The organism is Paracoccus sp. (in: a-proteobacteria) (assembly GCF_030536915.1).
In the GTDB taxonomy this organism is placed as follows: domain Bacteria; phylum Pseudomonadota; class Alphaproteobacteria; order Rhodobacterales; family Rhodobacteraceae; genus Paracoccus.
Genome location: NZ_JAUNPC010000102.1, coordinates 1 through 8,906, shown reverse-complemented (window position 1 = coordinate 8,906; position 8,906 = coordinate 1). Strand labels below are relative to the sequence as shown.

Genomic DNA, 8,906 nt, shown 5'->3' with positions numbered 1-8,906 from the left:
GGCCCGGGAAAGCCGCCTGGACCCAGGATGTCGAGGTGGTCTGGAACGACAAGGTGGTGGCGGTCGCCACGCCGGGAACCGACTGGGGCAGCTTCACCGCCACCGTGACCGGCCAGTCCGGGACCGACCGGCTGACCATCCGCGAGGTTTCCTCGCAGGCCGGCGACGGACATGGCGCGCTGCTGGACAACTTCCGGCTGGTGGCCAACGGCGCGGCGAACCGCCCGCCGCAGGAGCAGGACAACCAGCGGGGCGAGGACAGCGTCACGGTCAAGGTCAATGGCGACGCCTTCAAGGGCGATCCGACCTTCGCGCTCAGCGTGAACGGCAGGACGGTTTCCGCCTCGACGGCGGTGACGGCCGACCGGGCAGAGGGCGAATGGGACAGCTTCGTCTTCCGCGGCGACTTCGGCCTCGACGGCTCGGACCGGGTGGCGATCACCTTCCTCAACGACCGCTACGAGGGCTCGGCAGACCGCGACCGCAACCTTTACGTGGACGAGGTGGTGCTGAACGGCGAATCGAACGGCAAGGACCACAATTTCTACTGGAACGACACCGCCCACTGGGACTTCTGACAAAGGCCCGGCCCGTCCGCCTGTCGGGCGGGCCGGGGATGCCGGCGCAGCTTGCCTGCGACCACCCTCCCGGCCCTGAAAGGGGCGGGGCGCCTCATGCCCGCAGCAGGGCAACCCGGACCGGACCGGCCGCCGTCCCCGCAGGGGGCTGGCGGCCGGTCCGATTCAGGCGCGGTTCAGGACAACCGGCAAAGGGGGACAGGCCACCGGAAGCCAAGGGCACCAAGCGGCACCCCGGTCCGCGTTCTGGCTGGACAGCGGACCGGACAGGGCTGCGGTCCCCTGCAAGCTTCCGCAGGGCGCCCGGCCGCGCCGCCGGTCCCTTGCGCCGCGCATCAGCGGGCGGGCAATCGGGCAGCCCTGCCAGGGCGCCTTGCGGCTCAGATCGACAGGGGCGCCGCGGGGTCCAGAAGCGGCCAGGCCGCGTCCTTGGGCGAGATCACCGTGGCGGCCATGGGCCAGGCGATCCCCAGCAGGGGGTCGTCATGGCGCAGGCCCCCCTCGGCCGCCGGGGCATAGGCGGCCGAGACGAGGTAGGACACCTCGACATCGTCCGTCAGCGTCTGGAAGCCATGGGCGAAGCCCGGCGGCACGTAAAGCTGGTGGCGGTTCTGGTCCGAAAGCTCGAAGCCTTGGTGGCGCAGGTAGCTGGGGGAATTCGCCCGCAAGTCCACGATCACGTCGAGGATCGCGCCCCGCAGGCAGCGGATCAGCTTGGCCTCGGTATGGGGCGCGCGCTGGAAATGCATCCCCCGGACCGTGCCCTTGCGGGCGGATACCGACATGTTCTGCTGGACATAGACCGAGGCCATCCCGGCCTCGGCGAATTCATCCTGCGAGAAGGTGCGGGCAAAGGCGCCGCGGTCGTCGCCCAGAAGCCGCAGCTCGATCAGGCGGGCGTCCTTCAGCTCGGTGTCGTGGAAGATCATGCGAAACCCTCAGGCGGCGGAAGACAGGCCGGCAAAGCGCTGGCGCTGCTCGGCGTAAAGGCGGTCCACAAGCCGCCCCGGCGGCAGGGTCACGTCGTCGAAGGTCAGCGCCTGATCCTTCGGCACCGGCCGCCGCAGCGTGGCGCCAAGGGCAAGGCCCAGGGGCAGCAGGTTCTCGCGGTCGATGACCTCCTGGTTCTCGGCCACGCCGTAAGCCTCGAAGCCGCCGAACTCGGCGATCAGGGCGCCGGGGGAAAGGTCGGTCTTGGCAACCGCGATCACACCCACCACCGGCCCGGCCTGCGGCGCCAGCACCGCATCCCCGAACAGCGCGGCCCGGGCGACCGAGTTCGGCACCTCGAAATGGCAAAGGTGATAGGGGGTCGAGAAGCAATAGTAAGGTCCGGTCCCGAGCTTGTAGAGGTTCAGGAAATGCCGCTGGCGCGGATCGTCATGGGTGCCCAGCACGAAGACGCCGGGGCCGGGACGCGCGCCCACGACGTAATCGACAAGGCCCGCCGTGCCGCTGCCCGCCAGCCCGTCCAGCGTCTCGGCAAAGGCGGACACCGTGTCCTCGAGCGGCACCAAGGGCGCGGTCGGATCGCCGCCCGAGAAGTCGGGGCCCAGCATCCCGCGCCGCGCCACCCGGAAGCCGGTGCCGTTGGCGACCACCGCCTGCTCGTAGGAAATCTTGGTGCCATCGGCGAAAGAGGCCACCATGGCGGGCTTCTGGCCCCATTTCTCGGCAAAGCCCCGCTGCGTCTCGGGGTTGCGGTAGGGGTCGTGCAGCCCCTTGATGTTGCCGCAAAGGACCGGCGTCACGCCGAGGCCCTTGACGAAGCGGTAAAGGTTCATCTGCACGCCCGGCTGGTCGCCGTCCGAGAAGCTGTAGATCAGCCCTGCGGCCTCGGCCCGCGCCTTGAGGATCGGGCCCACGGTGCCGTCCAGCTCGGCATTCATCTGGACGACATGCTTGCCGGCCTCGATGGCGGCCAGCACCACGCCCGCGGCATATTCGACCGAGCCGGTGACCTCGACCACCACATCGACGCCGTCCGCTTGGACAAGCGAGATCGCATCGGCGGTGGCGACCGGCCGGCCCGCGGTGATGGCGGCCCCGATGGCGGCCCGGCCCTCGCAGACGGCAGGCTCTACCCCCAGATCCTCAAGCGCGCGGCGGGCGGGGTCCAGGTGGCGGTTGGCGACGCCCGCCACCCGCATCCCCGGCACGGCGGTCACGATCTGGCGGACGATGGCCGCGCCCTGGAAGCCCGCGCCCACCACGGCCACGCGGATCGGTCTGCCCTCGGCTTCCCGGCGGGCCAGCGCGCTGTCGACAAGGATCATGCTGTCAGCTCCAGACCTTCCAGGGCGCGCCGCGGCGCCACTGTTCTTCCAGGATGTGGCGGTCGCGCAAGGAATCCATGCTCTGCCAGTAGCCCTCGTGGACAAAGCTCGCGAGCTTGCCGCGCTCGATCAGCCGGTGCATCGGCTCTTCCTCCAGCACGGTGGCGTCGTCGTCGATCAGGTCCAGCATCTCGGGCTCGCAGACAAAGAAGCCGCCGTTGATCAGCCCGCCGTCATGCTTGCCCTTTTCGCGGAAGCCCTCGACCTGGGTGTTGTCCTCGCTCAGCCGCAGGGCGCCGTAGCGGCCGGGCTGGACCACGGCCGTCATGGTGCACCAGGCGCCCGAGGCGCGGTGCGCGGCGATCAGCTCGGGCAGGTCCACGTTGGAAAGCCCGTCGCCATAGGTCAGGCAGAAGGTGCCATCGCCCAGCAGGTGCCGCGCCCGGCGCACCCGCCCGCCGGTCATCGACTCGGACCCGGTGTCCAGCACGGTCACGCGCCAGTCCTCGGCCACCTCGCGCGCCCATTCGATTCCGCCGGTCCGCAGGTCGATGGTGAAGTCGCATTCATTGGCGCGGTAGTTCAGGAAATAGTCGCGGATGAACTCGACCTTGTAGCCGCCCAGAACCACGAAGTCGCGCAGCCCGTGATGGGCGTAGAACTTCATGATGTGCCACATGATCGGGCGGCCGCCGATCTCGACCATGGGCTTGGGCCGGACCGAGGTTTCCTCGCTGAGGCGGGTGCCGAAGCCGCCGGCGAGCAGGGCGACCTTCATGCCGCGGCCCTCCGCAACCCGTCGGTCCAGACCAGCCGGTCGGTCAGCCGGCCCGCCGCCATGTGGTCCTGCAGCACCCGCAGCCGGATCATGGGCGAGTTGCGGAAATCGGGATCGGCAAAGCCCATGCCGCGCAGCCCCTCGACCAGAGCGGCGATCGACTGGTCCAGCGAAATCTGCGGCTGATGGCGGGGGGCGAGCGCAGCGTAAAGGCCGAAATCCACCTGATAGGACCGGCTGTCGGCCGGGGCCTCGGTGTTGATCGAGACCTCGGTGCCGGGTAGGGCGCGGGCCACGGCCTGTGCCAGGTCGCGGACCTGGTAGTTGGCCGAGTCGGCGCCTGCGTTGACCACCAGATGCCGGCCGCCCGCATCCTCGGGGCGCTGCGCGGCCCAGGCGATGGCGCGGGCCATGTCGGCGGTGTCGATCAGCGGCCGCCAGGGCGAGCCGTCGCTGAGAACCGTGATGACGCCGGTGGAGAGCGCGCAGGCCACGAAGTCGTTCAGCACGAGGTCGAGCCGCAGCCGGGGCGACATCCCGCAGGCGGTGGCAAAGCGCAGGCAGGTCGTGACCATGGGCGCGTCAAGGGCCGCCAAGGCCTCCTCGGTGCCGACCTTGGACCGGGCATAGGCGGTGACCGGGTTCAGGGCGTCCTGCTCGCGCCGGGGGCGGGCATCAGCCACGCCGTAGACGCTGCAGCTGGACGCGAAGACGAAATGGCCGACGCCGGCCGCGGCCGCGGCGCGGGCCAGGGCCACCGAGGCCTCCTGGTTGATGTCGCGGGTGACGGCGGCGAAGCGGTCGCCCATGGGGTCGTTCGAGACGGCCGCAAGATGGATCACCACGTCGATGTCCCGCAGCAGGGCCGGGTCGAGGCTGCGCACGTCGCCGAAGCTCTGCCGGTCGATCCGCCATTCGGGCAGGACATCGGCGCCGGTCAGGCAATGCGCGAAAAAGGCGCTGTCATAGCCATGGATCCAGGCGTCGGGATATTCCTCCCGAAGCTGGCGCAGGACGGCCGGGCCGACATAGCCCAGGTTGCCCGTCACGAGTATCCGCAAGCCCATTCCATCTCCTTGGCTGCTGTCATCTCCGGCGGAAGGCTCCGGCGCCGGAATCCCCCGGTCAGGCTCCGTGCGGCGGAACCGCCGCCGGTTCCGCCAGAACCCGCGTGTCCGGCGCCTGCACCGGGGCAAGCGGCTGAACGTCGGGGTTGAAAGTCAGGCCCATGACGATGCCCTCGGCCACCATCCGGGCCTTGCGGGGCTCGCCCCGCAGCAGCAGGCCCAGAGCAAGCCGGCATTTCAGGCGGGCATAGTTGAGCGCCTTCCTGCGCCCCCCGTAGCGGCGCTCGACATAGATCGAGTTGCGGACATGGAAGCGGTGCCAGCCGATCCGGGTGGCGTTCCGTTCGGTGCGGATGTCGGGCGTGCCGGGCACCGCGCGCACATGCTCGACCCGGCTGCGGCTGACCAGATAGCCGGGGGTGTCGCGGGTGACGCGGCGGGTGTATTCAGTATCCTCGCCCCAGATGAACATGGCGGCGATCGGCAGGCCGTGGCGTTCCAGCGTTTCGCGCCGGAACAGGGCCGAGACGAAGGTCGAGCGGGTCACGGGCATCAGCCCGTGTTCCAGAAGATGCGGCCAGTTCTCGTAGGCCAGCGCATTCGTCCGCCGGTCCACCTCGGGCACGTTGGTCAGGACCCCGTTCGGGTCATGGGCGCAGGAGACCACGAAGGGCGCGGCGATGTCCTGCCCGTCCAGCAGGTCCACGGCGCGCAGCAGCTCGGACAGGGCGTCGGGCGCGGGGATCACGTCGTCGTCCATGACCCAGACGAAATCCGCCCCCGAGACATGGCCGAGCCGCATGGCCTCGTGAAAGCCGCCGGCAGCGCCGACATTCTCGGGCAGGCTGCGGACCGCCAGCCTGTCGGACACGAAGCCCGCCAGGACCTCGGCGGTGTCGTCGGTGCTGGCATTGTCGATCACGATGATCCGGTCCACCGGCCGGGACTGCGCCAGAAGCGCGTGGAGGCACCGCTGCACGAGGTCGCGCCGATTGTAGGTCAGAACCACCGCCGTCACGCTCAGCATGCCAAATCCCGCAACCATCCGGCCAGAACACCCAGCCTGAACGGCCGCCGCCGGCACCATGCCACCGGGGACGAAGCCGCTCAAGCCCATCTTTGTTGTCCGTTCACCCTCCGGGCTTTCCCGTCAAGCCCTTCGCGGAAAATTTCCGGCCTGCGCTTGCGACCTCCGGCCCGATCACGAGGTCCGGCGGACCGCCGCGCCCTTCCTGCGCCCGACGATCCAGCGGCGGACGGCCGCATCGACCGGGGCGGCGGCCCAGGCAATGGCGATGATGGCCCCCAGATAGACCACGGCGCCGGCGCGTTCCCCGAAACCCGCCCGTTCCGCCAGGGCCAGCAGCGCCCCCCTCAGCGGCTCGTGCAGGACGTAAAGCGGGAACGAGATCGCCCCCAGGGTCAGGAAGAAGGGCCGCGCCGCCGGCGAGGGCGAGGCCCGGGTGCCGGCGGCCACCAGGAGGGGCGCGATCACGGCCACGAAGGCCAGGTCGTAAAGCCCGGTCCAGGGGGCGGGCACCGTGGGCAGGCACAGCGCGAACAGGATCGCCAGCAGCGGCCAGGGGCCCAAAGCCCCGAGGGCGGGAGGGATATGCGCCCGCCCTCGACAGAGCAGCACCCCCAGCGGGAAGGAAAAGCACAGCCGCGCCAGGCCGGCGTCAAGGCTGGTCCAGCGGACGCCGCCGTCGATGGTGCCGGCGGTCACCGCATTGAAGCACAGCACGGCCCCGGCACCGCCGACCATGGCGATCAGGATGCGCGTCGACAGCCAGCGGTGCGCCAGCCCGAAGGCCAGGCTGGCCAGCACCTCCAGGAACAGCGACCAGGCCGGGGGGTTCAGCGGGAACAGGTGCGGCGGCTCCTGCATGGAGGGCCAGGGGATGAACAGCGCCCCAAGCACCAGCGCCAGAAGGACCCCGCCGGGCGGCAGGCGGTAGTCGCCGGCCAGCGCCCCCGGCAGCGCCAGCAGCGCCGCGATCCCCAGCCCGGCCCAGTGCAGCGGGGTCAGCCGGACCATCCTGAGCCAAAGGAACCGCCCCACGGGCAGGCCGTCCCCGAGCTTGCCGTCATACGCGTGGGCCACGACGAAGCCGCTGAGGACGAAGAAGAAATCCACCGCCAGATAGGCGCTGCGCGCCAGCCCCGGCCACAAAAGGAAACTGCTGGTGTGCAGCAGAAGCACGGCGAGCGCGGCCACCCCGCGCAGCGCGTCCAGCGTCTCGTAATAGCGCGGGGTGGGCTGCGGCGGGGCGGCGCGGGGCGGTCCCGGCACCACGAGGCTCTGCGCCCCGGCTTGCGCGCCTTTGCTGTCGAATCTGATCGTCAATGTCGTTACCTTGAAGATCAAGGTTCACGCCGGGACATGCTGCAGGCGCCGAGGCTTCCGGTTCCGGCGCCATCCAGTGAAGTCACGGGAGGTCCGGCAGCCTGCTGACCGATTGTTCGAGCTTGCGGCGGAACGGATCGTTGCAAGTTGTCCGGCGGATCGGCGGCCGGAAGAGCCACCCGGAATTTCACCGGGTCCTGACGGATGAATCATGGTTAACGCGCACCCGGCCAGGTAGCAACCCGGCTTCCCCCAAGGTCCCGGCCGGCGTGGCGCGATTCCGCCGCCTCCGCAGGCGGCGGCGCCGGGAAGACCCAGGCCGGGCCGTGTCTGCAGAGGCGGGCAAGCTGGTCCGGCCGCTGAAACCGGCGCTTCGGCATGGGGGCCGGGCGCATGGCAGCCGACATGCGCGGCGCAGCCGGTCCGCCGGCAGACGGGGCTCACATGGATGCCAGTGCGTCGCCCGCCGGCCCGCTTCCTCCAGTGGCAATCTTCCCGTGAACGGCCGGTCCAACGCGGCCGCGGCGGTTCAGCCGGGCTTCGGGGCAGCGCTCTGGCCTGGCCAACGCCGGGCGCCGCCCCCGGATCGCCCGGGCCCGGCCGCCGGTGGGCTGGACTTTCGCCCCGGCGCTTGCCACGGAAAGGCCCATGAGCGCCGACACCCCTGCCTCCGTTTCCGTTGTCATCACCGCCCGCGACGCCGCCGCCACCATCGCCGACGCGGTGCGCACGGCCCTGGACGAGCCGGAAACGGCCGAGGTGATCGTGGTCGACGACGCCTCGCGCGACGCGACGGCCGAGGCCGCCCGCGCGGCGGCCCGGGGCGACGGGCGGCTGCGGGTGATCCGCTGCAAGGTCAACATCGGCCCCGCCGCCGCCCGCAACCGGGCGCTGGCGGTCGCGGCGGGCAGGTTCGTGGCGGTGCTGGACGCCGACGATTTCATCCTGCCCGGACGCTTCGCCCGGCTGCTGGCGGTGCCGGGCTGGGACATGGTGGCCGACAACATCCTGTTCGTGGCCGAAAGCGCATCCCCCGCCGACCTGCCGCCGCTGCCCGCCATTGCGCCGGCGCTGATCGACATCGACCTTCCGGGCTTCGTGCGGGCCAACCGCTCGGGCCGGGGCGCGAACCGGCACGAATGGGGCTTCCTCAAGCCGATCATGCGGCGGGATTTCCTGCAGGCGCAGGGCTTGCGCTACGACGAGGCGCTGCGGCTCGGCGAGGATTACGACCTTTACGTCCGGATGCTGCAGAAGGGCGCGCGCTTCCGCGTCAGCACCGAGGCCGGCTATGCCGCCCGCTGGCGGGCGCAGTCGCTGAGCTCGCGCCACCGCACGGCCGACCTGGCGGCCCTGCAGGCGGCTGCCCGCGCGCATCTGGCAGCACCCGGCCTCGACAGGGCGGCGCGCGAGGCGCTGCGGGCGCACCTGGCCGAGCAGCGCCGGCGGTTCCTCCTGCGCGACTTCCTCGACCGCCGCGCCGAGGCGGGCCGGGCGGGGGCGGTCCTTTCCGCCCTGCGCCGCCCCGCCACCCTGGTCCCGATCGCCCGGGGCGTCCTCGCGGACAAGCTGGCGGCCCGGCGCCCCGCCCCCCCGCCCCGGATCGGGCGGCTGCTGATCGAGGGCTGAACCTTTCCCCACGGCCGGAAAGCCATCGGGTCCGGCATCGCCGGAAGACCCGCAGGGGACCAGGCCATGCACCCGGTCATGCAGCCCGCCAGCAAGGGGTGGGACCATGGCCGAAGCGCCTCCACAGGCCCCGCAATCCCCTCCCGGCACCGCCGGTCACGCTCCCTTCTCCCCAGCCATCTTCGTGCTTGACGCGACTTATCCACAGGGGGCCCTGTGTTAAATAGGTGT

General features: G+C 71.0%; 8 protein-coding genes and 1 other annotated feature. Of the genes, 2 read left to right on the top strand and 6 right to left on the bottom strand.

Features of this window, described 5'->3' with window-relative positions:
• Positions 1 to 578, top strand: a 578-nt coding sequence (locus tag Q4F04_RS13490) for a carbohydrate-binding domain-containing protein (protein ID WP_303370331.1), incomplete at its 5' end; no start/stop codon positions are given.
• A gap of 380 nt (positions 579 to 958) precedes the next feature.
• Here Q4F04_RS13490 and rfbC read toward each other — a convergent pair.
• The 6 genes from rfbC to Q4F04_RS13460 form a co-directional block, all read right to left on the bottom strand.
• Entirely contained in the window at positions 959 to 1,507 is a 549-nt protein-coding gene (gene rfbC, locus Q4F04_RS13485; protein ID WP_303370330.1) for a dTDP-4-dehydrorhamnose 3,5-epimerase, read from the bottom strand.
• Between the two features lie 9 nt (positions 1,508 to 1,516).
• Complete coding sequence (locus Q4F04_RS13480; protein WP_303370329.1) at positions 1,517 to 2,854, bottom strand: NAD(P)H-dependent oxidoreductase; 1,338 nt, start codon at positions 2,852 to 2,854, stop codon at positions 1,517 to 1,519.
• Positions 2,855 to 2,858: 4 nt separating this feature from the next.
• The gene (rfbF, locus tag Q4F04_RS13475) at positions 2,859 to 3,632 is read right to left on the bottom strand and encodes a glucose-1-phosphate cytidylyltransferase (RefSeq protein WP_303370328.1); all 774 of its coding nucleotides are present in this window, start codon (positions 3,630 to 3,632) and stop codon (positions 2,859 to 2,861) included.
• Positions 3,629 to 4,699, bottom strand: a complete 1,071-nt coding sequence (locus Q4F04_RS13470) for an NAD(P)-dependent oxidoreductase (protein WP_303370327.1) — start codon at positions 4,697 to 4,699, stop codon at positions 3,629 to 3,631. The genes rfbF and Q4F04_RS13470 overlap by 4 nt, the downstream gene beginning before the upstream one ends.
• A 58-nt stretch (positions 4,700 to 4,757) precedes the next feature.
• The gene (locus tag Q4F04_RS13465) at positions 4,758 to 5,726 is read right to left on the bottom strand and encodes a glycosyltransferase family 2 protein (protein ID WP_303370326.1); all 969 of its coding nucleotides are present in this window, start codon (positions 5,724 to 5,726) and stop codon (positions 4,758 to 4,760) included.
• Positions 5,727 to 5,900: 174 nt separating this feature from the next.
• Complete coding sequence (locus Q4F04_RS13460; RefSeq protein WP_303370325.1) at positions 5,901 to 7,046, bottom strand: acyltransferase; 1,146 nt, start codon at positions 7,044 to 7,046, stop codon at positions 5,901 to 5,903.
• Positions 7,047 to 7,191: 145 nt separating this feature from the next.
• Positions 7,192 to 7,247: a sequence feature (sul1 is cis-regulatory element that is thought to sense ions involved in sulfur or methionine metabolism; They are found in Alphaproteobacteria), on the bottom strand.
• A gap of 447 nt (positions 7,248 to 7,694) precedes the next feature.
• Here Q4F04_RS13460 and Q4F04_RS13455 point away from each other — a divergent pair.
• The gene (locus Q4F04_RS13455) at positions 7,695 to 8,675 is read left to right on the top strand and encodes a glycosyltransferase family 2 protein (RefSeq protein ID WP_303370324.1); all 981 of its coding nucleotides are present in this window, start codon (positions 7,695 to 7,697) and stop codon (positions 8,673 to 8,675) included.
• Positions 8,676 to 8,906: the final 231 nt, after the last annotated feature.

Coding starts and splice junctions, on each gene's coding strand:
- rfbC (WP_303370330.1), bottom strand. CDS start 1,507: ATGATCTTCCACGACACCGAGCTGAAGGACGCCCGCCTGATCGAGCTG.
- Q4F04_RS13480 (WP_303370329.1), bottom strand. CDS start 2,854: ATGATCCTTGTCGACAGCGCGCTGGCCCGCCGGGAAGCCGAGGGCAGA.
- rfbF (WP_303370328.1), bottom strand. CDS start 3,632: ATGAAGGTCGCCCTGCTCGCCGGCGGCTTCGGCACCCGCCTCAGCGAG.
- Q4F04_RS13470 (WP_303370327.1), bottom strand. CDS start 4,699: ATGGGCTTGCGGATACTCGTGACGGGCAACCTGGGCTATGTCGGCCCG.
- Q4F04_RS13465 (WP_303370326.1), bottom strand. CDS start 5,726: ATGCTGAGCGTGACGGCGGTGGTTCTGACCTACAATCGGCGCGACCTC.
- Q4F04_RS13455 (WP_303370324.1), top strand. CDS start 7,695: ATGAGCGCCGACACCCCTGCCTCCGTTTCCGTTGTCATCACCGCCCGC.